General features: G+C 70.7%; 28 protein-coding genes. 12 read left to right on the top strand and 16 right to left on the bottom strand.

From position 1 onward, the window contains the following. Window positions 1-2 precede the first annotated feature (2 nt). The 3 genes from ispF to ACF088_RS20870 form a co-directional block, all read right to left on the bottom strand. Window positions 3-557, bottom strand: coding sequence for a 2-C-methyl-D-erythritol 2,4-cyclodiphosphate synthase (ispF, locus tag ACF088_RS20880; protein ID WP_392377381.1), 555 nt, complete (start codon window positions 555-557; stop codon window positions 3-5). Next, entirely contained in the window at window positions 550-1,296 is a 747-nt protein-coding gene (ispD, locus tag ACF088_RS20875; protein WP_392377257.1) for a 2-C-methyl-D-erythritol 4-phosphate cytidylyltransferase, read from the bottom strand. The genes ispF and ispD overlap by 8 nt, the downstream gene beginning before the upstream one ends. Window positions 1,297-1,743: 447 nt before the next feature. Beyond that, window positions 1,744-2,226: a CarD family transcriptional regulator gene (locus ACF088_RS20870; protein ID WP_003953493.1), complete on the bottom strand. Its 483-nt coding sequence runs from the start codon at window positions 2,224-2,226 to the stop codon at window positions 1,744-1,746. A 1,048-nt stretch (window positions 2,227-3,274) separates the two neighbouring features. Here ACF088_RS20870 and ACF088_RS20865 point away from each other — a divergent pair. Beyond that, the gene (locus ACF088_RS20865; protein WP_392377256.1) at window positions 3,275-3,919 is read left to right on the top strand and encodes a DUF461 domain-containing protein; all 645 of its coding nucleotides are present in this window, start codon (window positions 3,275-3,277) and stop codon (window positions 3,917-3,919) included. A 466-nt stretch (window positions 3,920-4,385) separates the two neighbouring features. Here the strand turns inward: ACF088_RS20865 and ACF088_RS20860 are convergent, their stop codons facing one another. Then, window positions 4,386-5,066, bottom strand: coding sequence for a response regulator transcription factor (locus tag ACF088_RS20860; protein WP_086721180.1), 681 nt, complete (start codon window positions 5,064-5,066; stop codon window positions 4,386-4,388). Next, on the bottom strand, window positions 5,063-6,331 hold the full coding sequence (locus ACF088_RS20855; protein WP_093492019.1) for a cell wall metabolism sensor histidine kinase WalK: 1,269 nt from the start codon (window positions 6,329-6,331) through the stop codon (window positions 5,063-5,065). Before ACF088_RS20855 ends, ACF088_RS20860 begins: the two co-directional genes overlap by 4 nt. Before the next feature lie 558 nt (window positions 6,332-6,889). Here ACF088_RS20855 and phoU point away from each other — a divergent pair. Both phoU and ACF088_RS20845 read left to right on the top strand, forming a co-directional pair. Further along, window positions 6,890-7,567 (top strand): phosphate signaling complex protein PhoU, encoded by a 678-nt coding sequence (gene phoU, locus ACF088_RS20850; protein ID WP_129294800.1) that lies wholly within the window; start codon window positions 6,890-6,892, stop codon window positions 7,565-7,567. Window positions 7,568-7,702: 135 nt separating this feature from the next. Next, window positions 7,703-7,861, top strand: coding sequence for a hypothetical protein (locus ACF088_RS20845; protein ID WP_392377394.1), 159 nt, complete (start codon window positions 7,703-7,705; stop codon window positions 7,859-7,861). Between the two features lie 221 nt (window positions 7,862-8,082). Here the strand turns inward: ACF088_RS20845 and ACF088_RS20840 are convergent, their stop codons facing one another. Beyond that, on the bottom strand, window positions 8,083-8,331 hold the full coding sequence (locus ACF088_RS20840) for an SCO4226 family nickel-binding protein (RefSeq protein ID WP_086721184.1): 249 nt from the start codon (window positions 8,329-8,331) through the stop codon (window positions 8,083-8,085). A 386-nt stretch (window positions 8,332-8,717) separates the two neighbouring features. On the opposite strand from ACF088_RS20840, the gene ACF088_RS20835 reads away from it, so the two are divergent. The 3 genes from ACF088_RS20835 (at window position 8,718) to ACF088_RS20825 (ending at window position 11,898) form a co-directional block, all read left to right on the top strand. Beyond that, window positions 8,718-9,467 carry a hypothetical protein gene (locus ACF088_RS20835; protein ID WP_392377255.1) on the top strand — a complete coding sequence of 250 codons (750 nt, stop codon included), beginning with the start codon at window positions 8,718-8,720 and terminating at the stop codon, window positions 9,465-9,467. 188 nt (window positions 9,468-9,655) lie between these two features. Beyond that, window positions 9,656-10,297, top strand: coding sequence for an HAD family hydrolase (locus ACF088_RS20830; RefSeq protein WP_392377254.1), 642 nt, complete (start codon window positions 9,656-9,658; stop codon window positions 10,295-10,297). A gap of 989 nt (window positions 10,298-11,286) precedes the next feature. After that, window positions 11,287-11,898, top strand: coding sequence for a hypothetical protein (locus ACF088_RS20825; protein WP_392377253.1), 612 nt, complete (start codon window positions 11,287-11,289; stop codon window positions 11,896-11,898). Window positions 11,899-12,085: 187 nt separating this feature from the next. On the opposite strand, the gene ACF088_RS20820 is transcribed toward ACF088_RS20825, so the two are convergent. Continuing rightward, window positions 12,086-12,865: a hypothetical protein gene (locus ACF088_RS20820; RefSeq protein WP_392377252.1), complete on the bottom strand. Its 780-nt coding sequence runs from the start codon at window positions 12,863-12,865 to the stop codon at window positions 12,086-12,088. A 330-nt stretch (window positions 12,866-13,195) separates the two neighbouring features. Here ACF088_RS20820 and ACF088_RS20815 point away from each other — a divergent pair, with 330 nt between their 5' ends. After that, window positions 13,196-14,455 (top strand): lanthionine synthetase LanC family protein, encoded by a 1,260-nt coding sequence (locus ACF088_RS20815; RefSeq protein WP_392377251.1) that lies wholly within the window; start codon window positions 13,196-13,198, stop codon window positions 14,453-14,455. A 90-nt stretch (window positions 14,456-14,545) separates the two neighbouring features. Here ACF088_RS20815 and ACF088_RS20810 read toward each other — a convergent pair whose 3' ends face one another. Beyond that, window positions 14,546-15,307, bottom strand: coding sequence for a phosphoglyceromutase (locus tag ACF088_RS20810; protein WP_109891858.1), 762 nt, complete (start codon window positions 15,305-15,307; stop codon window positions 14,546-14,548). 356 nt (window positions 15,308-15,663) lie between these two features. Between ACF088_RS20810 and ACF088_RS20805 the strand changes: the two genes are divergently transcribed. Continuing rightward, window positions 15,664-17,037: an MDR family MFS transporter gene (locus tag ACF088_RS20805; protein WP_392377250.1), complete on the top strand. Its 1,374-nt coding sequence runs from the start codon at window positions 15,664-15,666 to the stop codon at window positions 17,035-17,037. Window positions 17,038-17,094: 57 nt separating this feature from the next. Here the strand turns inward: ACF088_RS20805 and ACF088_RS20800 are convergent, their stop codons facing one another. The 3 genes from ACF088_RS20800 to mshA all read right to left on the bottom strand — a co-directional run bounded on the left by ACF088_RS20800 (window position 17,095) and on the right by mshA (window position 20,372). Beyond that, a complete protein-coding gene (locus ACF088_RS20800; protein WP_392377249.1) occupies window positions 17,095-18,093 on the bottom strand; it encodes a class I SAM-dependent methyltransferase in 999 nt (332 codons plus the stop codon). Between the two features lie 334 nt (window positions 18,094-18,427). Next, window positions 18,428-19,009 carry a YbjN domain-containing protein gene (locus ACF088_RS20795; RefSeq protein ID WP_392377248.1) on the bottom strand — a complete coding sequence of 194 codons (582 nt, stop codon included), beginning with the start codon at window positions 19,007-19,009 and terminating at the stop codon, window positions 18,428-18,430. Further along, window positions 19,002-20,372: a D-inositol-3-phosphate glycosyltransferase gene (gene mshA / locus ACF088_RS20790; protein WP_392377247.1), complete on the bottom strand. Its 1,371-nt coding sequence runs from the start codon at window positions 20,370-20,372 to the stop codon at window positions 19,002-19,004. Before mshA ends, ACF088_RS20795 begins: the two co-directional genes overlap by 8 nt. Window positions 20,373-20,622: 250 nt before the next feature. On the opposite strand from mshA, the gene ACF088_RS20785 reads away from it, so the two are divergent. Further along, window positions 20,623-21,564, top strand: coding sequence for a class I SAM-dependent methyltransferase (locus tag ACF088_RS20785; RefSeq protein ID WP_392377380.1), 942 nt, complete (start codon window positions 20,623-20,625; stop codon window positions 21,562-21,564). Between the two features lie 29 nt (window positions 21,565-21,593). Here the strand turns inward: ACF088_RS20785 and ACF088_RS20780 are convergent, their stop codons facing one another. Further along, window positions 21,594-22,481 (bottom strand): helix-turn-helix domain-containing protein, encoded by an 888-nt coding sequence (locus ACF088_RS20780; protein ID WP_392377246.1) that lies wholly within the window; start codon window positions 22,479-22,481, stop codon window positions 21,594-21,596. Between the two features lie 304 nt (window positions 22,482-22,785). Here ACF088_RS20780 and ACF088_RS20775 point away from each other — a divergent pair, with 304 nt between their 5' ends. Next, entirely contained in the window at window positions 22,786-23,793 is a 1,008-nt protein-coding gene (locus ACF088_RS20775) for an aldo/keto reductase (RefSeq protein WP_392377245.1), read from the top strand. Window positions 23,794-24,093: 300 nt separating this feature from the next. Here the strand turns inward: ACF088_RS20775 and ACF088_RS20770 are convergent, their stop codons facing one another. The 3 genes from ACF088_RS20770 to ACF088_RS20760 form a co-directional block, all read right to left on the bottom strand. Beyond that, entirely contained in the window at window positions 24,094-24,417 is a 324-nt protein-coding gene (locus tag ACF088_RS20770; RefSeq protein WP_392377244.1) for an Lsr2 family protein, read from the bottom strand. A 404-nt stretch (window positions 24,418-24,821) separates the two neighbouring features. Continuing rightward, window positions 24,822-24,986: a hypothetical protein gene (locus ACF088_RS20765; RefSeq protein ID WP_392377243.1), complete on the bottom strand. Its 165-nt coding sequence runs from the start codon at window positions 24,984-24,986 to the stop codon at window positions 24,822-24,824. After that, window positions 24,983-25,225 carry a hypothetical protein gene (locus ACF088_RS20760; RefSeq protein ID WP_392377242.1) on the bottom strand — a complete coding sequence of 81 codons (243 nt, stop codon included), beginning with the start codon at window positions 25,223-25,225 and terminating at the stop codon, window positions 24,983-24,985. The genes ACF088_RS20765 and ACF088_RS20760 overlap by 4 nt, the downstream gene beginning before the upstream one ends. Window positions 25,226-25,332: 107 nt before the next feature. Between ACF088_RS20760 and ACF088_RS20755 the strand changes: the two genes are divergently transcribed. Beyond that, on the top strand, window positions 25,333-26,169 hold the full coding sequence (locus ACF088_RS20755; protein WP_392377241.1) for a Scr1 family TA system antitoxin-like transcriptional regulator: 837 nt from the start codon (window positions 25,333-25,335) through the stop codon (window positions 26,167-26,169). Further along, entirely contained in the window at window positions 26,166-26,363 is a 198-nt protein-coding gene (locus ACF088_RS20750; RefSeq protein ID WP_392377240.1) for a DUF397 domain-containing protein, read from the top strand. The genes ACF088_RS20755 and ACF088_RS20750 overlap by 4 nt, the downstream gene beginning before the upstream one ends. 102 nt (window positions 26,364-26,465) lie before the next feature. Here the strand turns inward: ACF088_RS20750 and ACF088_RS20745 are convergent, their stop codons facing one another. Next, window positions 26,466-26,885 (bottom strand): NUDIX hydrolase, encoded by a 420-nt coding sequence (locus tag ACF088_RS20745; protein WP_392377239.1) that lies wholly within the window; start codon window positions 26,883-26,885, stop codon window positions 26,466-26,468. Between the last annotated feature and the right edge of the window lie 33 nt (window positions 26,886-26,918).

The raw sequence follows: 26,918 nt of genomic DNA, 5'->3' as shown, positions 1-26,918 counted from the left end.
GGTCAGGCCGTCCGGAAGACGATCGCCGTGGCCACCGCGGCCAGGCCCTCGGCGCGGCCGGTCAGCCCCAGTCCGTCCGAGGTCGTGCCGGAGACCGAGACCGGCGCGCCGACGGCCGCCGACAGCGCCTTCCGGGCCTCGTCCCGCCGCTTGCCGACCTTCGGGCGGACGCCGATGACCTGCACCGCGACATTGCCGATGGTGAAGCCCTCGGCCCGGACGATCCGGGCGGCCTCGGCGAGCAGCGTCACCCCGGAGGCACCGGACCACTCGGGGCGGCCGGTGCCGAAGTGCGCCCCCAGATCGCCGACGCCGGCCGCCGAGAACAGCGCGTCACAGGCGGCGTGTGCCGCCACATCACCGTCGCTGTGACCGGCCAGGCCGTAGCCGTCGCTCTCCGCCGCGTCCCAGAGCAGCCCGGCGCACCACAGCTCGCGGCCGTGCTCGAAGGCGTGTACATCCGTGCCGATGCCGACGAGGGGGACGAGGGGGACGGCGGAGGGCGCGCCGCCGGCCGGGGCGGCCCCGGCGGAGCGGGCTCCGGTCTGCTCAGACATAGCCATCGGTGGCCCTCCTGCGGGCGAGTACGGCCTCGGCCAGGACCAGGTCCAGCGGCCGGGTCACCTTGAACGCTTCCTCGTGCCCCGGGACGACCACGACCGGCGACCCGAGCCGCTCGACCAGCCCGGCGTCATCGGTGGCACCCTCGCCCTCGACGACGGTGTCATGGGCCTTGCGCAGGGTCGCCAGGTCGAAGCCCTGCGGCGTCTGCACGGCACGCAGCAGGGCCCGCTCCGGAGTGCCGACCACCGGCTCCGGGGTGCCCTGCGGCTGCGGGTCGACCTGCTTGACGGTGTCGGCGAGCGGCAGCGCCGGGACGACGGCGGGCGCACCGTCGCGTACGGCGGCGATCACCGCGTCGACGGTCTCGACCGGGACCAGCGGGCGCGCGGCGTCATGCACCAGCACGACATCGATGGTGTCCGGGAGCGCGGCCAGCCCGAGCTGTACGGACTCCTGGCGGGTCTGGCCGCCGGGGACCACCGCGAGGTCGGTGCGCTCGGCGAGCGGGTGCTCGTGGAGGAGGTGGCCGACCTCGGCGGCGCCGTCGGGCGGGGCGACCACCACGATGAGCGAGACGGCACGCGAGGCGGCCATCGCACGGACGGCGTGCACCAGCATGGGGGTGCCGCCCAGCGCGCGCAGCGCCTTGGGGGTGCCGGGGCCGAGCCGGACACCACGGCCGGCGGCGGGGATCACCGCGGCGGTGCGGATCGGGCGGGAGGAATCTGGCATCGAAAGCTCCGGAGTCCGGGGCGAGCCCGGAATTGACGCAGACAGGTTTGTTTCCTCGGGAGAGGTGGGTATGGCCCTGTGGGTACCCCCGGCCGGAGGCTGGGGGGAGTGCCGGGCGCGACGCCTTGACCGGACCCTTCCGTGACATCGGTCGAGGCAGCTGCCCGGGCCCGGCACCCCACAGGGGGCCAGCGCTTGCCGGTCCCGGCAGGTCATACCCCATACGTCATGTCGCACAAGTCCATACGTGATGTCGCACAAGTCGTCACACGCACGTCATGACATACACCGGTCATGACATACACGTCGTGACGTGCGAGTCATGACACAGCAGCAGATATGCCGCAGCGCCCGGCAACAGACCGCTTCACTGGGAAACGGTCGTCACTCGGGCACCGCGGCATTGCTACGTCGTCGCTGCGCTGGATCTCGCCAACGCATACGTCGTCAGGACGCGAGTACCTCGTCGAGCAGGGCCTCGGCCTTGTCCTCGTTGGTGTTCTCCGCGAGAGCAAGCTCGCTCACCAGAATCTGGCGCGCCTTCGCGAGCATCCTCTTCTCACCGGCGGACAGTCCGCGCTCCCGCTCACGCCGCCACAGGTCGCGCACCACTTCGGCGACCTTGATGACATCACCGGAAGCGAGCTTCTCAAGATTTGCCTTGTAGCGACGGGACCAGTTCGTCGGCTCTTCGGCATACGGTGCACGAAGCACCTCGAAGACCCGGTCCAGCCCGTCCTGGCCAACCACGTCGCGTACGCCGACGAACTCCGCATTGTCCGCTGGAACACGAACAGTCAAGTCGCCCTGGGCGACCTTCAGCACCAAGTAGGTCTTGTCCACGCCTTTGATCTGGCGAGTTTCGATGGCCTCGATCAGCGCGGCCCCGTGATGGGGATAGACCACGGTGTCGCCAACCTTGAACGTCATGTGACAGGTACCCCTTCCGTGGCTATCCATGCTAACACGGGAACGGGCCGTTCTGAATGGCGTTTTCGCAGGTCAGGGCATATCTCGGGGCTTGACAAGCATGACCGGAACGTGCTGCGAAGGACCCTGGAAGGCGGGTATTCGCAGGTCGGAGGGGCTGCGCGGGTGAGCGGAAACCCGCCCGTCACATACCGGGAGCGCGGTGATCGACGGGCCGAACGTCCCGTTTTGTATGGATCCAGATGAGCGAGTTCCGCTACTCCGTTCGGCTGCTCCCGACCCTTCGAGGGCGATTCCGGAATTGATCACGATCCGGTGTCCCGAAGAGTGTGATCAATTCCGCGAGGCCTTCACATTCCCTGCGAATACTGCTTTTCCCCGGCGGGAAACGCACGGGTCGCCACCCGAACGGCCGCTTGCCGAATATTCCTTCCCTGTTCTCGACGGACGATCTCGGTTCTTGAGAACGATCTCGATGGGCGATCTCGGCTGGTGATCCGGGCTGGTGATCTGGGCTGGTGATCTTGCTGGGTCTTCTTGATGGGTGAGGGCGGTGGCGATGTCGAGGGCGAGGGCGAGGGCGAGGGCGAGGGTTGCTCTGATCTCGATGGGTGAGGGCGAGGGGTGGGCTTGCCGAACCCGCGCCTGCCGTGCCTGCCGGGCCTGCGTTCTCCGGTGGGTTCTCCGGTGGGTTCTCCGGTGGGTTCTCCAGCGTGTTGCCGGGCGTGTTGTCCGGCGTGTCCTCCCGGCCGCCTCTCGGCGGACCTTGCCCACCCTCCTTGATCCACCGTCAGCTTTCCGTGCGCGCTTCCGCTTCCGGGGGCCGGGCAACCGCGCCCGGACGGCGAAGGCGGGCCGCCGATCGCGCTGGGGGCGGGTCGGGTGCGGCGGCGCGAGGACGGCTCGGTAACCTAGCGGCGCTGACACACCCTTAGGGCGGCTTTACGCACCCGTCGTCATGACGCGTACGCAGGGCCGCCCCAGCCGTCCATCCGCGACCGGGCACGAACGTTCGGCCGCCGTAGCTCGTCAAGGAGATGCCGCCGCCGTGAGCCGCAGCCTTCGACGCGGCGTCCTCGCCGCCACCGTCCTCTCGCTCTCGATCGCCACGCTGTCCGCGTGCGGGGCCGGGAACGAAGCCCAGACGCTGCAGGTCAAGCCGGACAACGCCGCGACCTCCGTCGACGGCATCAAGATCCAGAACATCAACGTGATCACCCAGCCCGATGTGAACGCCAAGGGCCCGGCCGTGGTGGCCGCGACGGTGTTCAACAACGGCGACAAGGACCAGAAGCTGACGGCGATCTCCGTCGACGGCACCGGCCAGTCGGCCAAGCTCTCGCCCGCCGGCGGTGGCTCGGGCCCGATCACCGTGCCGGCCGGGGGCTCCGTGATGATCGGCGGCAAGGACAACGCCTCGGCCGTCCTGACCAGCGGCCGCGAGGCCGTCAAGGACGGGAACGTGCAGCCCCTGACGTTCACCTTCACCTCGCTCGGCAAGGTGAAGGCCAGCTCCTACGTCGTCCCCGCGAAGAACTACTTCCAGGGCTACGGTCCCTCGCAGCTGCCGCAGCCGTCCGGCTCGGCGTCTCCGTCCGGCTCCGCCAAGCCGTCGCAGTCGGGCAAGCCGTCCGGGTCGGCCGGCCCCTCCGGCTCGGGCACGCCCTCCGCGTCGGCGCACAGCGGTCACTGACACCGCTCGCGGGTCACCGACACCACTCGCCGCGCGCGACGGCGGCCAGGCCCGTCACAGCGGCCGTCACGCCGGCCGTCACAGCTACGCCTCAGGGGCGCCCGTCCTATCGGATGGGCGCCCCTGAGGCGTGCTTGCTGCCGCGCACGGGCGGGTCGCCGCGGAGCGAGGCAGCCGGTGCCCCGCCGAGCGTCCTTGCATGGCATGACCGAGCGACGCGTCGTGCATGCACTGAGCGACACGTCGCGGCATGCCTGAGCGAGGCGTCGCGGCATCGCGGTACGGCGTGGCGCGGCATCGCCGGGCCACGGAGGCTCACCGCTGTGGCTCGAGGAGCGCACCGCGGCCGAGGTGGGTGGAGCGCACCGCGGCCGAGGCGGGTGGAGTGCACGCCGCCGAGGCAGGAGTGGCCGGCTGCTCTTTACGGCTGACGGCTTACGGCTTACGGCTTACGGCCTTGCAGTCTTTACGGCTCGAACTTGTAGCCCAGGCCGCGGACCGTGACGAGATAGCGCGGCGCGCCCGGGTCGGGTTCGATCTTGGCGCGCAGTCGCTTGACGTGCACATCCAGGGTCTTGGTGTCGCCCACGTAGTCGGCGCCCCAGACCCGGTCGATGAGCTGCATCCGGGTCAGCACGCGGCCGGCGTTGCGCAGGAGCATCTCCAGGAGGTCGAACTCCTTCAGGGGCAGGTCGACCTTGCCGCCGGAAACCGTGACGACATGGCGGTCCACGTCCATCCGGACCGGGCCGGCCTCCAGAGCCTGCGGGGTGACCTCCTCCGGCTCGCCGCGGCGGCGCATCACGGCGCGGATGCGGGCGACCAGTTCGCGGGAGGAGAAGGGCTTGGTGACGTAGTCGTCGGCCCCTATCTCCAGACCGACGACCTTGTCGATCTCGCTGTCCTTGGCGGTCACCATGATGACCGGGACGTTGGAACGGCCACGCAGCTGGCGGCAGACCTCGGTGCCGGGCAGGCCCGGCAGCATCAGGTCGAGCAGGACGAGGTCGGCGCCGTTGCGCTCGAACTCGTCGAGTCCGTCGGGGCCCGTAGCCGCGATGGCGACCTCGAAACCCTCCTTGCGGAGCATGTACGACAGTGCGTCGCTGAACGATTCCTCGTCCTCGACGACAAGCACTCGGGTCACGGAAGGACCTCCGGGGCTGGGTGAGCAGGGAGCGGATCGTTGAAGGTCTCGTACGGGCGGTCCTCGTCGTCGAGGCCCTCCGCGGAGGGGTCGGCGGGCCGTTCGCGGTCGCGTACGGCTCCGGCTTCCGGGAGACGCAGGGTGAAGGTGGAGCCCTGTCCCTCAGCGCTCCACACCGTGACCTCCCCGCCGTGCGAGGCGGCCACATGCTTGACGATGGCGAGGCCGAGGCCGGTCCCGCCGGTGGCGCGCGAGCGCGCCGGGTCCACACGGTAGAACCGCTCGAAGACGCGGTCACGGTCCTTTTCGGATATCCCGATGCCCTGGTCGGTCACCGCGATCTCGATCAGGTCGCCGCCGGGCGCGGAAACACGGCGTCCGGCGATCCCGACGCGGGTGCGTGCCGGGGAGTAGTTGACGGCGTTCTCGACGAGATTGCCCAGGGCCGCCGCGAGCTGGCCGCGATTTCCCCATACGTGCAGGTCGGCAGCGCCGCCGACGGCCATGGTGATCTGCTTCGCGCCGGCCTGCTGGCGGCAGCGGTCCATCGCCTCGGCGACCAGTTCGTCGACCCGGACCGGCTCGGCGTCCTCCAGCGGGTTGTCGTTCTGCACCCGGGAGAGGTCGATGAGCTCCTGGACGAGGTTGGTCAGGCGGGTGGCCTCGTTCTGCATCCGGCCGGCGAAACGCTCGACGGCCTCGGGGTCGTCGCTGGCGTCCATCACGGCCTCGGAGAGCAGCGACAGAGCGCCGACCGGCGTCTTGAGCTCATGGCTGACATTGGCCACGAAGTCGCGGCGCACCGCCTCTATGCGGCGGGCCTCCGTGAGGTCCTCGACCAGCAGGAGAACGAGCCGGGAGCCGAGCGGGGCGACTCTGGCGGAGACCGCGAGTGCCTCGCCGCGGCCGGTACCGCGGCGCGGCAGATCCAGCTCGACCTGGCGTATCTCGCCGTCCCTGCGGGTGTCGCGGGCCATCTGCATCATCGGCTCGACGGCGAGCTTGCCACCCCGGACCAGCCCGAGGGCATAGGCGGCGGAGCTGGCCTTGACGACGGCGTCGGCCTCGTCGAGGACCACGGCCGAGGAGCGGAGCACCGAGAGCACGGTGTCGACCCCGGGCGGCAGCACGGCCTCCGTGTGCAGGGAGGTACGGGTGGGTTTGGCCTGGTCACGCTCGCTCCAGCGGAACGCCAGCATGGCGAAGACACCGGTACACAGTCCGGCGATCGCAGCCACTGCGGCGACGGCCGCGTCCACGTTCATGACTCCAGGTTATGCGCCGGGTCGGACACTTCCCCAGCCATGCGGGGCTCTGCTCGAACAGCCGTCGCCCAGAGTTCACCGTGCCGTCTGCGCTGGTTCACTCCGGAGGCCGGTGCCGGGCGGTCGGCTGCCCACCGGGTGTCCCTAGGGAAACCGGCGCGAGCACCCTGCCTCTCCGACGCTCGCCCAGGTGAACCGCGCCCCCGCCCTCGGGGCCGTGGATGCGTCGCCCAGAGTTCACCTTCACGTCGGCGCCGGTTCACTCCCGGTGGCACCGCAGGTCGCGCGGTGCCCGCAGGGTGACGGTGCGGGTGCCGCAGACGGTGCGGGTGCCGCCACGGTTGTGCACCGACGCGCGACCGGACACCCTGAGCGACCGCGGGGCCACGGCCCCTCTGGAGCACCGCCACCGCGGAGTGCCGGCTCCCTGGAGCACCACTTCTACGGGGCACGGGTCGCGCGGGCACCCGCCGTGAGAGCGTGGGCACAGGTCACCCTGCACCCCGTTCCACCTCCCACCACGCCACACCACCACATCGATGCGAGAGAAGGTCACAGATGCGGGACGCGTACCACGAGGAGCTGGATTCGATCGGCGAGGGCCTGGTCGAGATGGCCCGGCTCGTCGGCTCCGCGATCGGGCGCGCCACCACGGCGATACTCGACGCGGACCTCAAGCTGGCCGAGAACGTCATCGCCGCCGACGAGAAGGTCGACGACCTCCAGCGCGATCTGGAGGCCCGCGCGATCGCCCTGCTGGCGCGGCAGCAGCCGGTCGCCACCGACCTGCGGATCGTCGTCACCTCGCTGCGGATGAGCGCCGACCTGGAGCGCTCCGGCGACCTGGCCCAGCATGTGGCCAAGCTGGCCCGGCTGCGCTTCCCGCAGTCGGCCGTTCCGCAGGATCTGCACGCCACCATCCTGGAGATGGGGCAGCTGGCGCAGCGCCTGATGGCCAAGGCCGCCGAGGTCATCATCACCAAGGACGTCGACCTCGCGCTGCAGCTGGAGCAGGACGACGACGCGATGGACATGCTGCACCGCACCCTCTTCCAGCACCTGATGGACGACCGCTGGAAGCACGGCATCGAGACGGCCGTCGACGTGACGCTGCTGGGGCGCTACTACGAGCGCTTCGCGGACCACGCGGTCTCCGTCGCCAAGCGGGTCGTCTACCTCGTGACCGGCGAGCACGCCGACGAGATCGCCCCGCCGACGGCGGTGGAAGGCGCGTAACCGCGGCAGCGCGAGGGGGGCGCGGGTCCGCCCCGTGAGCCGTCGTGCGCCGTTGACGTGTGCCTCCACGCGCCGTTGACGCGCCTCTTCACCCGGGCTTGCAATGGGCACCAGGTGACCCCTAGGAGGCAATGCATGGCACCCATGGCGGACTCCCCCAACCCCGCGCTCCAGGACGCCCCGACGGTCGTCGGGCGTCCGCTGCTCCCTCTGCTCGGCGCCTGCGGCTGCGGCTCCGGCTGTAGCTGCGGCTGCCAGTCGGGCGGCCCGTGCCAGTGCGGCGGCGGCTGCTAGCCACACTGCACGGCACGGCGCCACTACGAGGCGGCGCCACTACGGCTCAGCGCCACCGCGGCCCCGGTTCCGAGGGCTTCACGCTCCCCGGAACCGGGGCCGCTGCCGCTCGGTCTGCCCCTCGGTCTGCCCCTCCGCGGCCCCTCCGCGGTCGGTCGGAGGGAGGTCAGAGGGAGGTCAGAGGAGGGGCAGAGGGAGGTCAGAGGGGGGGCAGAGGGGGGTCAGAGAGAGATCGACAGCGGATGGATCTCGTCGGCCTTGTGGCCGGCCCGCTCGTGGATGCGCTGCACGGCCCCCGCCGAAGGCGCATCCGACAGGCAGAAGACATCCCCGGAGTCGGTGTCGGCCCAGGCGTGCTCGAAGGTCACGCCCTCCTCACTCTGAATGGCGAGATCGGCCTGATGCGCCGCACTGAGCTCGTCGGGCGTCACGCCCTTCATACCGTGATGGATGTCCATGAACTTGGGCATCGAACTCATCCTTCCGGTCGCAGAGGAATACGGTCCCTCTTCCATGCTGCATCCGAACACCGCGGTCCTCGCCCCCAAGGCCCACCGCCCGCGGCACGGCGGCGCCGCCGGCCCGGCCAGGGAGACGCGTGCAGTCGAGCTCCCCCCACCCGGGAACCCTCATCGGCCCGCCGCCCCGGCCCCGTAAGCTTCCGATCCACCGGGCAACTCGTCCCGCGAGGCGGGACCGAAGCCCTCCCCGCAGAGTGGCCCCTCCCCGCAGGGTGGGTCCTCTCCACAGGGTGGGTCCTCTCCACAGGCTGGGGGTTCGGCGCCCTGGTTCGAGCGCCGTCTACATCTAGGTCTAGGTCTACGGGCCGCCTCCCGCCACGATCGCGGAGATCCACATGCCCCTCGAAGGACCGCGCCACCTCCTCGTACAGGCCCGCTCCGAGCCCTCCCCCCTGTACGAGCCGTGCGGACGCGGGACGAACGAGGACATCGAGTCCTTCACCGGCAACGTCCCACTGGACGACCCCGCCCTGGACCTGCCGGAAGACCTGAGGCACACGCTGCGCTCATGGTCACTGTCCCGTCCACCGGCCGGTTTCGCCTCCCGCCCGGACCTGCGGAAGCACGCCAAGCAGGGCCTGGTGGCGGCTCAGCGACTGGCCGGACACCTCGGGCCGTCGTGGGCCGTGCGCTACCGGGACGAGCGCCACCGGACATCCAAGTGGGTGTGCTGGGGCTGCGAACGCCTGCACTGGGAGCGCGACAGCCACGGCACGCCTGCGCACCCGGTGGACCTCACCGTCGAGGGCGAGTTCCAGTTCGGCCCGCTGCGCTCCGAAGGGTTCGGGGACTTCTTCCCCGATGACCCGGCCGCCGCCCTGGACCTGTCCGACGGCCTCGTCGCCGCCCTGTACGGCTGGGCAGACGAAATCGACACCACCCTCAACCTCGACCTCCGCGATCGGGTGGAGGGCAAGTACGACAACACCTGGCAGCGCCTGTTCCACGAGGGCGGAAACCTGGCCAGGCAGCTCGCCCACGAACTCGGCCCCACCCGGACGGTGACCTACAAAGGCCTGGCGAACGGCGGCCTCGCCGCGATGACGTGCGTGGTGTGGCGGGGAGACCGGGAACTGCCGGGGTGAGGCGGGTGTGGCGCCGGGGGGCGGAGAACGGGCCGGTCCCGGGTGCCGCCTCGATAGCTGCGACCCTCAGTGGCGCTGATGCCGCCTGCCGGTGTGCCTGTCCTGGAGTCGGTGCCGGGAAATGCTCCGATGCCGATCGGCATCTCGCGTACAGACGCAGGTGAGTTGGCCCGCCGTAGGCTGCCTGCATGATCCGTGTGGTGGCGTTCGACGTGGGAGAGACGCTGGTCAAGGACGACCGTGGGTGGGGGGCGTGGGCCGGCTGGCTCGGCGTCAACCGGCACACGTTGTCCGCCCTGGTGGGCGCTGTGGTCGCCCAGGGGCGGGACAACGCCGACGCGCTGAGACTCGTGCGACCGGGCATCGACATCGAGGCCGAACGGGCGGCGATGGAACGTGCCGGCCAGGGGGAGTTCCTGGATGAGTCGGACCTGTACCCCGATGTCCGCCCGTCGCTGGCGGCGCTCCGGTCGGCTGGGATGCGTGTGGTCGTGGCCGGCAACCAGACAGTCAGGGCGGGGGAGTTGCTGCGCGGGCTCGAACTGCCGGTGGATGGCCTGGCCACGTCCGGCGAGTGGGGCGTGGCCAAGCCGGCTCCGGAGTTCTTCGCACGCGTTATTGAGCTGGCAGGCGTGCCGGCTGATGAGGTGGTGTACGTAGGCGACCACCCTCAGAACGATGTCGTGCCGGCCCGCGCTGCGGGCTTGCGGGCGGCCCACCTGCGCCGTGGCCCCCTCGGGCACCTCTGGGCGGAGAGCGATGCCGCGCAAGCCGCGGACTATCGGTTCACGGAACTGTCCGAGCTGGTGGACGCGCTGACGCCGCGATGACTCAACTGCACGGCGCCGCACACATGATGTGAGCGGGGTCGTTTGCCCTCACCGACCATGACGGCGCGGGTACGGTACGGAGTGGCTGCACCGAACGGAGAGCATATGGTCGGCATCCTGTACCGCGGGGTGGGCCCACGCATCACCTACGAACGTCGGATTGCCTGCCTGAGCCGGGCCACCTTGCCCGCGGCGCCCGCGTCTCGCTCGGAACGATTCGAAAGGTGGAGCGCGGTGAGCGGGGGGTGTCGGCCGTTCTCGCCACGTATGAGGAGCCGGACGACGGACCGTACCGCGACCTGCCCGAGCTGCGCGCGGCTGCATCCACAGTCGTCGGGCACAGGCTGAGCGCTCCGTACGCTCGCATCGCCCGGGTCGTGCCGGGGCTGCTCGCCGAGCTGTGCCGCGCTCGAGGCACCGCGGCGCCCGGCGATCTGCCTGAGATGGCACGGCTGGTGGTGGACACCTGCCGGACGAGCCGCCGACGCACCGTCCCTGAACTCCCGCGGCGATGCGACGTCCGCTGCTCCGATGCGCGGGCCCGCGGTCAAGCCCCCTGCCTGCGGAACATGGACCGCAGGCAGGGGGCTTGACCGCGCCGGACTACTTCTTCTTGCCTCGGGGCTTGTCGGGGCTCACTGCGACCTGCGTTTTCGATGGTCCGAGCGGTGCTTCCGTGTGCCTGAGTGGGTGTCATCGATCGTCGTCGGCCGCTGTTGGGAACCTCGCACGGCCCAGAGACGGCCCGGCGGGGAGTGGGCTGACGATCCCCAATACGCCCGGCCCCCGTGATCGATCTTGCGGGGCTGAAAGTCCGTCGCCCCGGTGGAGGGCGATTCGAAAGACTCTTGCCAGGACCCTCGGCTCTTCCCCTCGTTGTGCAAGCCTGCCGGGGACCGCGACCGGTCCATCCGGAGACCACCCAGTGCACCGGGCGGGCGGGTGCAGTCTTGGGAGAGCGGTCATGGGAGAACTGGCAAGGGAGTGCAATGAGATTCACCGGCCTGCCGGGCGATCTCGACCGTCCTGCCGTCGACGCGTTCCTGTCGGCCGTGGACTCGGCGATGAACAGCAACACCCTGCTGCTCAAGGTTGCTACCGACGTGTCGATCACGGCGGAGAACCAACGGCATGTCCTCCACACCTACCTGCGCAGCGGGCTGTTCGAGGAAATGATGCTCGCCGCCGACCGTCATCGCGAGTGGTACAACCTGTCCGAACCCGAAGAATTCGGCGGACTCCCCAATGAGCGCCCGCTCATCCGTGAGGGATTCCTCGCGACGACCAGCCCACTCCGCTATGCGGGCTTCCTCGCCCGGCTGCGCTGGATGCTCTACGAGGCCTACAGCCCCTACGGGCACCACCACTCGCCGGCGCATGCCGAACAGCTCGTGCGCGATTTCGTTCACGAGTTGCTCGGCCAGGGCGGTTCCGCTTGGACGTTCGCTTCAGTCCAGCCCGACTTCTTGCGTTGGACCGGCTACTACAGCGGCGAAGAGCCGCTGCATCCGGCGTATTTCGACGGCAGCGACTCCGATACCGCGACGTTCATCCACCGCGGCCTCGTCTGCTACTTACTCCTGACCAACGGCTCTCCGTGAGTAAGCCACGCGGCCGGTGCGGAGGGGCTTGGGGCTGGGGCTGGGGCTGGGGCTGCCATCGGGCGGGGGGTCGGGAGGTCGGGAGGTCGGGAGTGACTTCACCACGTGGCTGCGACAGCCGGCGGTCGTTTGATCTTGTGTGGCTCGCCCGCCCCTCACACGAGCACGCCGACATGCACCAGGGCCGTCACACTCCGCCTGCGGCTCGGGGCCGCAGGTAGCGGTGCATCAGCGTCGCCGCGCACACCACGACGGGGACTCCGACCGCGGGTACGGCCCACCACGGGATGCCGATCCACACGGCCGGGATCCCCACCCCGAAGCAGACGCCGATGCTGGTGATGAGCAGGCGTTTGCCGTACGGATTCCAGGTGAACGGCTCGTAGCCGCGTGGTCCGACAAGGCGTACCGCGCCGAACGCGAACGCCTGAGCCGCGAGGAGCGCGGCGAGGGTGCCGAGGGCGGCGTTCATCTGAAGCTCGTCACGGGGCGCATCGGCGCTGTTCTGCCGGACCCCGCCCTTGTCGAGCACCACGATGCCACGGCGCCAGATGGTGGCGGTGACCCGGTCGCCCGGCTCCAGCCGCTCGACGAGCGGTCCCGAGTCGCCGAAGCTCACGACTCCCCGCCAGGAGTCCTCATCCTTCAGGGTCGCCTCGTAGGTGGAATTCCTCCCGGTCTTGACGACCGTCTTCACGACGGTGAAAGGCCAGGTGCTCAGGCAGTCACTCGCTGCCTGCACCGTCGCATGAGCGGGACACGGCTCGGCTGCCTGGTAGTCCCGGTAGAGCGCCCGGTCGGCGGGCAACCAGGCAGCGAACGACACGTAGCAGAGCGCCGCCGGTATCAGGGACAGCAGGATCAGCAGCACGCCCATGAACCGCGCCCGACCAGGCGACTGCCGGCCGGCACCGTCCTTGCCCGGCAGTCCGCCCGTGCCGTGAACCCTCGCCCGTGCTGTTGTCATCGCCCAGCCCCCTCCGCCCCGGCCTCCATCAACCAGAGAAAGGAATACACCCAGATCGCACGACATTCCGCCAGAATGTCGGCCTCCGCATTCCGGCAAACCCAGCACGGTGCTGTACTTCGCTGCCGCACGGCACGACGAAGCCCTCGTCCGGGTGCCCCGGCGGAGGCTTGACCCGCTGTGCGCTCGGCAGGGGTTCGAACCTGCACCCTTCTGATCCGCGGAGCCCTGCGCGGGACCGAACTCCCGCCCCTCGCTGCTGTTTTGTGCCACCCTGCGGAGGGTCGCCTTCCCCTGGGCGGGGCCGAAAGATCATGCGAGAGTGGCCCCATGACGGCACCAGAAGCCACGGTGGTGGCGGTCGACGAGGTCGAGGGACTCGCGGTGGAGGGCCTGCGGTGGCTTACCGGGGCAGCGCGGGAAACCGCTGGTGGCGGCCTGGCCTGGACGACCAGGCCCTCGGACGACAAGCTCAACCCGATGCTCTACAGCGGTACGGCCGGGATCGTCCCCGTGCTCCTGGAGGCGTGGCGGCACTTCGGCGATGACGCCTATGCCGACCGCGCCCTGCGCGCGGCCCGCAGCCTCGCGGACTCCGTCGACGGCATCGACGACGACTCCCTCTACTTCGGCCGCACCGGAATGACCCTCGCCCTGCGGTCCGTTCACGACGAACTCGGCGACACGGCCGCCGGCGCCGCCGCGGACCGCGCGCTGGAACTCGTGCGGTCACGCTTCGACGGGGCGCGCTGGGGCGAGCTGTACGAGCTGATGGGCGGCAACGCGGGGATCGGCCTCGGCGCGCTCGTGGCCGGCGACGCCGAACTGGCCGTTCTCGCCGTGGAGCCGTATCTACGGACGGCTGAGCAGACTCCGGCAGGCGTCCACTGGGCCCACCGCACCGGCGTCGACGCCCGTCTGCACCACATCTCGCACGGCACGCTCGGCATCGCCCTGTCACTTGCCAGGGTCGGCCGGGCCACCGGCCGTGAGGACCTGGTCGAGCTGGCGCTGGCCGGTGCCGCAGACGTAGTGGCGCGTGACGAAGCGGGGCCCGAGGGCTTTCTGGTGCTCCACTCCACTCCGCAGTTTCGCCCCGATGTGGTCGAGCCCACCAGCTACGGCTGGTGCCACGGCCCGGCCGGCGATGCCCAGGTCTTCCGGCTGCTGCGGGACATCACGGCCGACCCCGTCTGGCCCGCCCTGGCCGACCGCTGCTGGCACACGGTCACCCACTCCGGCCTGCCCCAGCGGCTGCGCCCCGGCTTCTGGGACAACAACGGCCGCTGCTGTGGCACCGCGGGCGTTCTGGCCCTGGCCTGCGACCGGCTCGTCGAACGGCAGGATCCGTACGACTTCGCCCACGCCCTCGTCGCGGACCTCGCCGCCCGCGCGATTCGGGACACCGACGGCGCCCGCTGGTGCAACTTTGAGCACCGGCCCACCCCGAGCGACCTCGAACCGTGCACCGGCTGGGCGATGGGCAACGCGGGCATCGTGCGCGAACTCCTGCGCTTCGTACGGCTGAGCCGCGGGGGCGATCCCCGATACGCATTCGCCTGGCCGGACCAGCCCCCGGTGCGCGCTTAGGCCACTGACGGCCCTGAGGCGGCCCCAGGGCAGCGAAAAGCCCCCTGCTCGCGGGAAACCCGTAGGCAGGGGGCTTGGAAGCGGGTGGGCTTACTTCTTCTTGCCCTGGTTCTTCACTGCCTCGATGGCGGCCTTGGCGGCCTCCGGGTCGAGGTAGGTGCCGCCGGGCTTGACCGGGCGGAAGTCGGCGTCCAGGTCGTAGGCGAGCGGGATGCCGGTGGGGATGTTCAGGCCGGCGATGTCCTCGTCGGAGATGCCGTCGAGGTGCTTGACCAGGGCGCGCAGCGAGTTGCCGTGGGCGGCGACCAGGACCGTCTTGCCGGCACGGAGGTCCGGGACGATGCCGTCGAACCAGTACGGCAGCATGCGGACGACGACGTCCTTGAGGCACTCCGTCTGCGGGCGCAGCTCCGGCGGGAGGCCGGCGTAGCGCGGGTCGGAGAACTGCGAGTACTCGGCGTCACGGTCGAGCGCCGGCGGCGGGGTGTCGTACGAGCGGCGCCAGAGCATGAACTGCTCCTCGCCGAACTCGGCCAGCGTCTGCGCCTTGTCCTTGCCCTGCAGCGCACCGTAGTGGCGCTCGTTCAGTCGCCAGCTGCGGTGGACCGGGATCCAGTGCCGGTCGGCGGACTCCAGGGCCAGCTGCGCGGTGCGGATGGCGCGCTTCTGGAGGGAGGTGTGCACGACGTCGGGGAGCAGGCCGGCGTCCTTGAGCAGCTCTCCGCCGCGGACTGCCTCCTTCTCGCCCTTCTCGTTGAGGTTGACGTCCACCCAGCCGGTGAACAGGTTCTTCGCGTTCCACTCGCTCTCGCCGTGGCGGAGGAGGATCAGCTTGTACGGTGCGTCGGCCATGGCGTCGAGCGTAATCCAAGTCGGCGCGGCGCCTTGCGGGGGTCCAGGACCTGGGCTTTCCGGCGTCGTTTGACGTTTCCCGTCAAACGACTGGCGGCGGGGACCGTCCCCTATGTAGGTTGCGCATGTCTCCAGTGCCACTTACACAGCAGGGGGCGCGGTTACGTGGGGCGGGCGCGCCGCCCTGCGTGACCGTGGCCCTCCGCACGCCCCGCGTCTCACGTCCCACGCCCAACGTCTCACGCCGCACGCCCCACGCCGCGCTCCCGTACGGCCGGCCCACCCGCTTCGTCGCCGCTTCCCGCCCTCCCGCACCCCTTCTACGCGCCGCATCACCACTCCACGGGGGAAATGTCATGTCCGCATCCACAGCGAAACCTTCCGGGCCGGCCCGCCTCAAGCAAGCCGCCCTTGAGAGCGTCTCCGGTCTCCCCCGGCAGTTCTGGTGGCTGTGGACCAGCACTTTGATCAACCGGCTGGGCGCGTTCGTCGCCACCTTCCTCGCCCTCTACCTGACCGTCGAGCGCGGCTACTCGGCCTCGTACGCGGGTCTGGTCGGTGCGCTCTACGGCCTCGGCGGAGTGATCTCGTCCGTGGGCGCCGGGGTGCTGACCGACCGGCTCGGCCGCCGGCCCACGATGCTGACCGCCCAGCTGTCGACGGCGGCCTCCGTGGCACTGCTCGGCTTCATGGAGAACCCGGTCGCGATCGCGGCGGTGGCGGGCGTGGTCGGCATGGCGACCAACGCCTCCCGCCCCGCCGTACAGGCGATGATGGCGGACATCGTCGCCCCGGAAGACCGCGTCCGCGCCTTCTCCCTCAACTACTGGGCGATCAACCTCGGCTTCGCCGTCTCCTCCTCCGCCGCCGGACTCATCGCCCAGCACGGCTACTTGTCCCTCTTCCTGGGCGAATCCGCGCTGGTGCTGGCCTGCGCGCTGGTCGTCTTCCGGAAGCTCCCCGAATCGCGCCCCGCCGCGGGCACACCGGACGGCCCGGACGACGACGGCGGCGTGGCCCCAGCCCCCGTCTCCATGCTGACCGTTCTGCGTGACGGCCGCTTCATGACCGTCGTCGGCCTCAACCTGCTGCTCGCCCTGATCTTCCAGCAGGCCTATGTCTCCATGCCCGTGTCGATGGGGCAGGACGGCTTCTCCAGCGCCGACTTCGGCCTGGTCATCGCGGTCAACGGCGTCCTCGTCGTGCTGTTGCAGATCCCCGTGACGCGCTTCATCGAACACCGCAGCCCGGCCATGCTCCTCATCGGCTCGGCCCTACTGGCCGGTTACGGCTTCGGGCTGACCGCGCTGGCGGGCTCGGTCGCCCTGTACGCGCTCGCGGTCACCGTCTGGACGCTCGGCGAGATCATCAACTCCCCCACCCAGATGGGCCTGGTGGTGCGCCTCTCACCCCTGCACGGCCGCGGCCGCTATCAGGGCATGTACGCGCTGTCGTGGTCCATCGCCTCCCTGACGGCCCCTCTCCTCGGTGGCATGGTGATCGACCACTACGGCGCCGATGCGCTGTGGGCCGGCTGCGCGGCCGTCGGCACGGTGGCGGCCATGGGCTACGGGCTGCTGCTGCGGAGCCTGCCGGGGCAGAGGGCGGCGGTGGTCCGCTCGCCACGGCCCACGGGTACGGAAGCGCCCACGTACATGGAAGCCCGCACGGATGCGGAAGCCCGTGCGGATGCGGAAGCCCGTGCGGATGCGGAAGCGCCCACGCGTTAGGGGCCGACCGGCACTCCGGCCGGCCCCCGGGGCGCGGGGGCGCGGGGGCCGCCACGCTCAGGCGGACGTCCCGAAGTGCACGGTCTTCGCGGTCAGCAGGAACAGGTCCGTACGGCGGTCGACGCCTGCCGGGTCGGCCGGGTCGAGGAGCCGGTCCAGGGTCGCCCGGTCCTCGGCGTCGAGGAGTTCGGCGAGCGTCTGGCGAGACCGCTCCAGGGATCGCCGCGCGAACTGCCGGGGCCCGTCGGCCAGGGGCGCGGGGTGGTCCACGAGGAAGGTCCTGCTCCGGGCGTCGGTGAGCCCCGCGGCGCGCAGCATGCCGGGCCAGTCCTCGACCACCGCCACCGAGCCGGGCAGCTCGGCCCGCATCCGGCTGAAGCGGTCCGCCTGCGCCGCGTCGAGCCGTTCCTGCAGTCCGGGGCGTCCGAAACCGAGGTCGCGCGGGAGCCAGCGGGCCGGCAGACCGCCCTCGACGACGGCCAGTACCCCGCCGGGTTCGAGCAGCCCGGCCAGCTGCTTCACCACGCCCTGCTGGTCGCCTACGTGGTGGAGGGCCTGCCCGGACCACACCAGGTCCGCCGGTCCGAGAGCGCTCAGCTCCGCGGGGAAGTCGGCCTGCTGGGTATGCAGCCGGACGCCGAGCCGTCCGGCCCGTTCCCCGGCGCGGGCCAGCAGCTCCGGGGCACCGTCCACCGCGGTGACCTCGGCCTGCGGGAACGTCGCAGCCAGCCGGCAGGCCGCGACGCCCGGGCCGCTGCCGATGTCCAGGATCCGGCGGGGAGTGAGGTGCGTCAGCCCGGCGAGGGCCTGCTGGACGTAGGGGCTGTGCGTCTCGCCCTCCAGCTCCAGCAGGTCGGCCATGGCGGCCCAGTCGAAGTCTGGGTCGGGGGCGTGGCCGTGGGCATGGCTGTGGGCATGACCGTGGCCGTGGACGTGGACGGGCTTGTCCTCGCGCTGCCCGCGCTGCCCGTGCTGCCCGCGCTGCCCGTGCTGCTCATGGGCGTGGTTGCCGTCGTGAGTGTGGTCGTTGTCGTGGGTGTGGTCGTCGTCGGTCATCGCACCTTCTCCAGTGATTCGTGCGTGATTCGCGCGTGATTCGTGCTCCGTCGGCTCTTCCTCGATCAGGCCCGCGTTCACCGCGAGCAGCTCCTGGCGCCGACCATGCGCCAGGACGGCCGAAATCGGCAAACGTTCTTGCCATTTCCGCAAAAGGTGGCAAAGGGGGGTTCCGCGAAAGGTGGTTCCGTGAAAGGTGGTTCGGCAAGAGGTGGTACGGCAAGAAGTGCTTCCGCAAGAGGTGGTGCGCGCGAAGCGGCAGGGCTCTCTTCCTGCCGAGCGGCCGGCCGTTTCACGGAGTGTGCGCCGCACTGAAGGTCCGTACCGCGGCGGCCTACTGCTCCGCGGCGCTGCCCCGCGTCAGATGCGTGAACGCGTCCAGGTTGCGGGTGGACTCGCCGCGGGACACCCGCCAGGCGTACTCCTTGCGGATGGCGGTGGCGAAGCCCATTTCCAGCAGGGTGTTGAAGCTGCCGTCGGCGTTCTCCAGGACGGTGCCGAGGATGCGGTCGAGCTCGTCGGGGGTGACGGCGGCCAGCGGGAGCTTGCCGACGAGGTAGATGTCGCCGAGCTTGTCGATCGCGTAACTGACGCCGTAGAGGCGGGTGTTGCGTTCGAGGAGCCAGCGGTGCACGGCCTCGTGGTTCTCGTCGGGGTGGCGGACGACGAAGGCGTTGATGGACAGGGAGTGCCTGCCGACGATGAGCGAGCAGGTCGTGGAGAGCTTGCGGGTGCCGGGGAGCTTGATGACGTAGGTGCCGTCGGAGGGCGATTCCCATTCGAGCTCGGCGTCGGTCAGGGTCCGCTCGATCACGGCCTGCGCCGTCGGAACCGTCTCGGCCGTGGTGTTGCCGTTGCCCACTGCACCGCTCGTCTCTCGCTCGTCGCCCGTGGAGGGATCGCGCTCGTCACCCATGGAGGGATCGTAGGTGACGGCGGTGATCCTGCATGGCGGCGGTGTAGACGTCGCCCGTTGCCGCGGCGGCGGTGTCCCAGCCGAAGGACTGGGCGTGCCGGGCGGCGTCGGTGCCCATCCGGGCGGGCAGGGCCGGGTCCGCGACGAAGCGGCCGAGCGCGCGGGCGTAGTCGGCCGGGTCGTGGCCACTGACGAGGAAGCCGCTGACGCCGTCGCGCACGGCCACCGGCAGACCGCCGACCGCGGCCGCGATGACCGGGGTCCCACAGGCCTGGGCCTCGATGGCGACCAGTCCGAAGGATTCGCTGTACGAGGGCATGACCAGCACGGATGCGGCGCGGTACCAGTCGGCGAGCTGTTCCTGGCCGACCGGTGGGCGGAACTGCACCAGGTCGGCGATGCCGAGCCGGGCGGCCAGCTTCTGCAGCCCCTCGGGCTTGGCCAGCCCGCTGCCGCTGGGACCGCCGACCACGGGCACGACCATGCGGGAGCGCAGCGAGGGGTCCTCGGCCAGCAGCGCGGCGGCCGCCCGCAGCAGGATGTCGGGCGCCTTCAGCGGCTGTATCCGGCCGGCGAACAGCGGGATGACCGCGTCCTGCGGCAGGCCGAGGCGGGCACGGGCGGCGGCCCGGCTCTCGGCGACCTCGCCGCCGGTGGGCCGGAAGCGGTCGAGGTTGACCCCGGGGTGCACCACGGCAACCTTGCCGGGCTCGGCCTCGTAATGCCGGACGAGTTCGTCCGCCTCCTCGGCGGTGTTGGCTATCAGGCGGTCCGCGGCCCGGACGATCTGCGTCTCGCCGATCACCCGGGCGGCGGGCTCGGGGGCGTCGCCGGCGGCCAGCGCGGCGTTCTTGACCTTGGCCATGGTGTGCATGGCGTGCACCAGCGGGACGCCCCAGCGCTCGGCGGCCAGCCAGCCGACATGGCCGGAGAGCCAGTAGTGGGAGTGCACCAGGTCGTAGTAACCGGGGCGGTGGCCGGCCCAGGCCTGCATCACGCCATGGGTGAAGGCGCACAGCTGGGCGGGCAGCTCCTCCTTGGCCAGGCCTTCGTACGGGCCGGCGTCCACATGCCGTACGAGGACTCCCGGGGCCAGCTCGACGGCGGGCGGGAGGGTGCCGGTGGTGGCGCGGGTGAAGATCTCCACCTCGATGTTGATCGAGGCGAGCTTCCTGGCCAGCTCGACGATGTAGACGTTCATACCGCCGGCGTCGCCCGTACCGGGCTGGTGCAGCGGGGAGGTGTGGACGCTGAGCATCGCCACCCGGCGCGGACGGCGCACGCTGCCGGGCAGGCGCAGGCGGGCCTGGCCCGGGAACTGGCCGTGGGGCCTACTGCGGAGCCGGGACACGTATGGGCTCACGTCGAGCTACCTCCTAGGCGGGGCGGGCGGCACGCCTCCGCCCCCCTCCAACAATGGACCGCGGCCATCCATTTCCGTCCGGCATGCTCTGGCCGTACTTTGCCAAAGCGTGACCAAGCGGGGGCCATAGGCGCCTGGCCGGGCGGCTTTCCCGCGGCCACCCCATACCCTCGAGGACATGGTCCGCCGTCCCAGCGCCTCCCCCGCCTCCCCCGCCTCCCCCGCCTCCCGCATCTCCCGCATCTCCCCCGTGTCCTCCGTGTCCCCTGTGCCCCCCGTCTCCTCCGCCGCTCTGATACCCGCGCAGTCCCGGCCCGTCGGAAACGCCACCCGCGGGACCACCAACCCCAACCGGCTGCGCCGTATGGACCGCTGGATAGCCGCCGAGCACGGCGCCGCGCTGCGCCGTGCCGCCGACCCCGTGGCGGTCGATCTCGGCTACGGCGCCGCCCCCTGGACCGCGGTGGAGCTGCTGAGCCGGCTGCGGACGGTGCGCCCGGACGCCCGGGTCGTCGGCATAGAGATAGATCCGGCGCGGGTCGAGGCCGCCCGGCCGTACGAGCGGGCGGGGCTGGACTTCCTCCACGGCGGCTTCGAGGTTCCGCTGCCGGGGCAGCGCAAGCGGGCGCCGGTCCTCATCCGGGCCGCGAATGTGCTGCGGCAGTACGACGAGGACGCAGTGGCCGCCGTGTGGCAGCGGCTGTGCGCACGGCTGGCGCCCGGCGGGCTGCTGGTCGAGGGCACCTGCGACGAGATAGGGCGACGGCACGTCTGGGTGGCGCTGGGCCCCGAGGGCCCGCGCACGGTCACCTTCGCCACCCGCCTCAGCTCCCTCCACACACCCTCTGACCTGGCAGAACGCCTCCCCAAGGCGCTGATCCACCGCAATGTGCCGGGTGAGCCGGTCCACGCCTTCCTGCGGGACTTCGACCGCGCCTGGGCCACCGCCGCCCCGCTCGGCGCGCTCGGCGCCCGCCAGCGGTGGCGCGCCGCCGTACAGGCCCTGGCCACGGACTGGCCGCTGACCGGTGACCCGCGGCGCAGGCGGCAGGGAGAGGTCACCGTGCGGTGGGAGGCGCTTGCGCCCAGGGGCAGCGCGGTGGGGAGTGCGGTGGGGAGTGCGGTGGGAAGCGTGAGGACAAGCGCCGTGGGGAGTGCGGTGGGAAGCGTGAGGACAAGCGCCGTCCGCTGAGGCCCGCGGGCAGCAGCGCGCGCCCGTCGCTACGCGGTCAGCACCCGGTGCCCGAAGGCCCCCAGTTCCCGCAGCCGCCCCTCCGTCTTCGACCCGCGCTCGGCCGTGTACGTCACGAGCGCCTGGTCCGAGTCGGTGCTCAGCCGGAAGCTCTCGAAGGTGAGCACCAGCTCGCCGACGTGCGGATGCAGGAGGGACTTGGTGCCGCGCAGGCACTCGAACACCGACTGGGTCTCCCAGATCCGCCGGAAGTCCCGGCTCTGCGCGAGGAGTTCATTGACCACCTCGCAGATCCGTGGGTCCTCGGGGTGCCGCCCGCTCTCCGCACGCAGATTGCCGACCACCTCCACCGCCTTCGCCTCCCAGTCCGGGTGCAGGGCGCGCGCCGCCGGGTCGAGGAAGACCAGCAGCGCGGTGTTGCGCCGGTCCGGGGCGAGCGCCGGGAGGTCGAAGGAGATCCGGCCGCCGAGCGCGTTCCAGGCCAGGATGTCCAGGCCGCGCCCGAGGACCATGGCCGGGACGGTGGTCGCCATCGCGTCCAGGAGCCGCTGGATCTCGGGGCGCACGGTCTGCCGGGGGGCGGTGCAGGGGCCGCCCCCCTCGCCCGGGACGGCGACGCAGTCCGCCGTGCGGCGCCGGGGTACCGCGACATTGCGCAGATACGCCATTTCGCCGCCGGACAACCGCAGCGCCCGCGCGATCGCGTCCAGGACGGAGTCGGAGATGGCATGCGCACGGCCCTGCTCGATGCGGGTGTAGTAGTCGACGCTGATGCCGGCGAGCTGGGCGACCTCCTCGCGCCGCAGACCGCGCACCCGGCGGCGGCTGATCCCGCCGGGCAGGCCGAGGTCCGCCGGGTCGAGCGCCGCCCGGCGCGCCTTGAGGAACGAGCCGATCTCGATTTCCGCGTGCAGCATCGGTCCAGTATGCGATGCACCACCGGTCGGGTGGTTCCGCCGGACCCAGGCTGCGACGGGCCTGGTCCGCTCCCCGTACGGGCACCAAGGTGGTGGACACACACCTCGGGGGCGCCCCCGGGCCGCTCCGGCACACCCCGGAGGGCCCGGAGCGGCCCCGGAGAACGCGCATGCCAATCCCTGAGAACGCGCACAGCGACTCCCTGAGAACACCCACAGCACTCACCTGGCGACCCCTGAGAACTCGCATCTCACCTCTCACCTCTCACCTCTCACCTCTCGCATCTGGCATAAGGAGCAGCTCATGCAGCGCAGGATCCTCGGCGGTACCGGCATCTCGGTCAGCGAGTACGCGCTCGGCGCGATGATGCTCGGCGCCTGGGGCAACACCGATCACGACGACTGCGTACGGATCGTGCACCGTGCGCTGGACGCCGGTATCAACTTCGTGGACACCGCGGACGTGTACGCCGCGGGCGAGTCCGAGGAGATCGTCGGCAAGGCGCTCAAGGGGCGCCGCGAGGACGTCGTCCTGGCCACGAAGTTCTTCCACTCGATGGGGCCGGACGCCAACCACGGCGGCAGCTCCCGGCGCTGGATCGTGCGCGCGGTGGAGGACAGCCTGCGCCGGCTGGACACCGACTACCTCGACCTCTACCAGGTGCACCGGCCCGACCCGGCCACCGATATCGACGAGACGCTCTCCGCGCTCTCGGACCTCGTACGGTCCGGCAAGGTGCGGGCGATCGGCACCTCGACCTTCCCCGCCGAGCACCTCGTCGAGGCGCAGTGGACCGCCGAGCGCCGCGGCCATGTCCGCTTCCGCACCGAGCAGCCGCCCTACTCGATGCTGGCGCGCGGCGTGGAGAGCGCGGTGCTGCCGACCGCGCAGCGCTACGGGATGGGCGTGCTGACCTGGGGCCCGCTCAGCGCCGGCTGGCTCTCCGGCCGCGACCTCTCCGCCAGTTCGCGCGCCGGCCTGGAGAGCCAGAAGTTCGATCCGTCGGTCCCGGAGAACGCCCGGAAGGCGGAGGCGGTCGCCGCGCTGTCGAAGGTCGCGGCGGAGGCGGGCCTCACGCTGCCGCATCTGGCGACGGCCTTCGTACGGTCCCACCCCGCGGTGACCTCCGTGATCATCGGCCCGCGCACCCTCGACCAGCTCGACAGCATGCTGGAGGGCTCCGAGGTCACGCTCGGCGCGGACGTCCTGGACCGGATCGACGCGATCGTGCCGCCCGGCACCGACCTCAACCCGGCCGACAACTACTACGCACCGCCGGCCATCGCGGACGCGTCCCTGCGACGCCGCTGACCCTTGGGCGACGCCGCTGCCCCGGGCCGGGTCCGGGGCAGCGGCCCGCGCCCTCCCCCCTCTGCCCCTCTACCCCTCTGCGCCTCTGCGCCGGGGGTGCTCTCTCCCTCTGCCCGCAATGCACCGCAGCGGTGGCGACGTTCGGATTGTCCCGGGAAAAGAATGGCTCCTTGATTGTTCCTTTCCATTCCCCGCAACTCCGGGCTGCCGCCGCCCGCCACGGGCAGGGCGGCCTTGCCGGAACCGGACACAAAGAAGCCCCTCACACGCGGTGAGGGGCTTCCGGTTTATACAAAAAATTCACTTGGCCTTTTGGTACGCCTCGCGAATCTCAGCGGGCACCCGCCCGCGGTCGCTGACGTTGTAGCCGCTCGACTTGGCCCAGGCCCGGATCGCGGCAGTGTCCTCATTGCCGCCTGCCGCCTTACGCGGCTTACGGCCCTTCCCGGACTTGCGACCGGCCTTCAAGAACGGCCCAACGGCTTCCAGCAGCTGGTCGTAGCTGTCCGGACTCAAATCGATCTCGTAAGTCACACCGTCAAGAGAAAGAGTGTGCGTTGCGGCCTCGGTGGACTCTTCGCCCGTGAGGTCGTCTGTGAAGATGGTGATTACTTTCTGTGCCATGCAGGCAGTGTAAACCCATGAAATAGAGCCGCCGCCCCTTTCCCCCGCCTGCTGGTGCGACGGCCAGGTTGACGGGAAAAAATCCTCCGAGCCGGCCGTCGTTGCAGCCGGTGGCGCTTCAAGGGAGTCGCCCAGAATATTGCGCGACTTGAGAGGGACATGACCGATTTGCCCCGGTGCGGATCGGCAGGGAGATACCGGCCCGGGACAGGTCCGGCCCGCAAGCGGTGTGACGCCCCGTCCACGCCGGTGGCGGAGGGGTCTGTCGTCCGGATCAAGGGCGCCGGGACGGGGGATGTGGACCACACCGGACGTCACGTCCAGCGCGCCTCCGTACGGCGTCCATGGCCCTTGGGGGCTGTTCTCGTACGGCGTGCCCGCGAAGGGGTCGGCGGCGGTGGTCCCTACGGCCGGGGGACCCACTGCTCCGCCTTGCTCTCCACCGGCACTCCGTCGTGCTGGGGATGCCGCCGCAGCAACACGCGGCAGTCGACGGCCTTCGTCTTGTCGCCGTTCCTTTCGGCATCCGCCAGTTCGGCTCGCAACGTCCGGCACTCGTCACAGCTCACAGCGACCGCCCCAGCGGTCCGTACTGCTGCCACCGCGCGTAGTCCTGATGCATGCGTGCGCGAAGGCGGGTCAAGGCTTCGCTGTCGTTGTCGGCGGCCCGCTCGTGCTCCGGATCGTCGTCGGCAGCAGGGCTGTTGAGCACGCAGCCGTCCACGGGCACGGGCCCGCCGGTCGGCTCGTCCGCGTCGTTGCGGTGCTGAGCAGTGGGGGGATCGGGGGGAGTGTCTTTCCGACTCAACAGTGACTCCTCTCTGTAGCGATTCCACTACCGGGGCGATTCAGCGTGGCCTAGAGTCAGAAGCCGTTCAACCTGTCAGAGGAGGAGGAAGCGTTGGTGAAAGCCCCTTGAATCGCAAGGAGTTGACGCCGGAGCGCAGCCCTCGGGAAGCCTTCGGGGCGCGTTTACGCAGCTCACGAGAAACACGTGGCTGGACTCAAGATGAGCTTGCCGAGCGGCTGGGGTATTCCAGTACGCACGTGTCCGCTGTCGAAACTGGTCGGAAGCCCCCGACTCTGCGCTTTTCGCGCAGCGCGGACCGCGCGTTCGGCACCGAAGGCACCGTGGACACGTTCGAACGTCAGTGGCGCGAGATCCGGCACGGCAGCCTGTTGGAGGGTTTCCCGGAGTACGTCGGCCACGAGGGCCGGGCAGCGGAGATCCGGCTCTACGAAGTGGGCGTCGTTCCCGGCCTGCTCCAGACCCCGGAGTATGCGTCCGTGCTCGCGGGGAGTGCCGTAAAGCGCGGAGCGATCACGCCCGAGCAGGCGCACGAGCGGGTGTCGCTCGTGGCGGAACGGCAAGGGGCGCTGGTCCGTACACCCCCGCCGCTGGTGTTCGTGGTGCTGGACGAGAGCTGCATCCGTCGGCCCATCGGTGGATCCGCCGTCATGGACGCCCAGTTGGCGCGACTGGTCGAGTTCGCCGAGCTGCCGAACACGGTGCTCCACGTCGCCCCGTTCGGCATGGGAGAGCACCGGCCGTTCGATCTGCCCATCACTGTGTTGACGCTGCCGGACCGCTCACTCATGTCGTACGCGGAGTCGTCACAACGGGGCCATCTGGAGCGGGAAAGCACCTCGGTGCTGCCCATATTGACGGCCTACCATCAGCTACAGGCCGACGCCCGCTCGCAGGCGGCGACCGTAGCCATGATCAATGAGTTGCGAAAGGGCACCCCGTGACCGAATCCCTCCGATGGGTCAAATCCTCGTACAGCAACAACGGCGGACAGTGCATCGAGTGGGCACCGGAGCACGCGGCGGCCCACGGTGTCGTTCCGGTCCGGGACAGCAAGGACCCGAACGGCCCGGCTCTCGCTTTCCCTGCGTCGGGGTGGAGCCACTTCGTCGAGTACGCCAAGGGCCAGTCCAGCTGACCCCCCACGCACAGCCGAGGGCTCTCCCCCACATCCCGGGGAGGGCCCTCGTCACGTCTGCGGGGCGAAGCCTGCCAAGAGGCTGGGTCTTCGGCCGCGCCCTCACGCCAGATGCAGCGCCGCGAGCAAGGCGTCCACCAGGGGCCGGTCGCGTTCCTGGGTGAGGCGGAGGCGGGCGTCGGTGGGCGGGAGCCACACCATGCGGTCGACCTCGCTGTTCGGGGTGAAGGCTCCGGCGACCGCTTCTGCCGCCCAGTAGCGGACCTGCTTGGGGCGGCCGTTGGCCAGGTAGAAGGAGGTGGGCAGCGGGGCACCGGGCCGGCACTCCATGCCGGTCTCCTCCGCCACCTCGCGCACCGCGCCGGCCAGCGCGTCCTCGCCGCGCTTCAGCTTGCCTTTGGGGTGGGACCAGTCGTCGTACTTGGGGCGGTGGACGAGCGCGATCTCCAGCCCGTCCTCGGTCGCCGCGCGACGCCACAGGACACATCCCGCTGCTCGAATTGGCTTCTGAGGCACCGTCACATCATCACCCCTTTCCGTCTGCCGTTCCTTCAG

The sequence above is a fragment of the Streptomyces sp. NPDC015125 genome (assembly GCF_043080045.1).
GTDB lineage: Bacteria > Actinomycetota > Actinomycetes > Streptomycetales > Streptomycetaceae > Streptomyces.
This window is presented reverse-complemented; position numbering and strand designations above follow the sequence as displayed.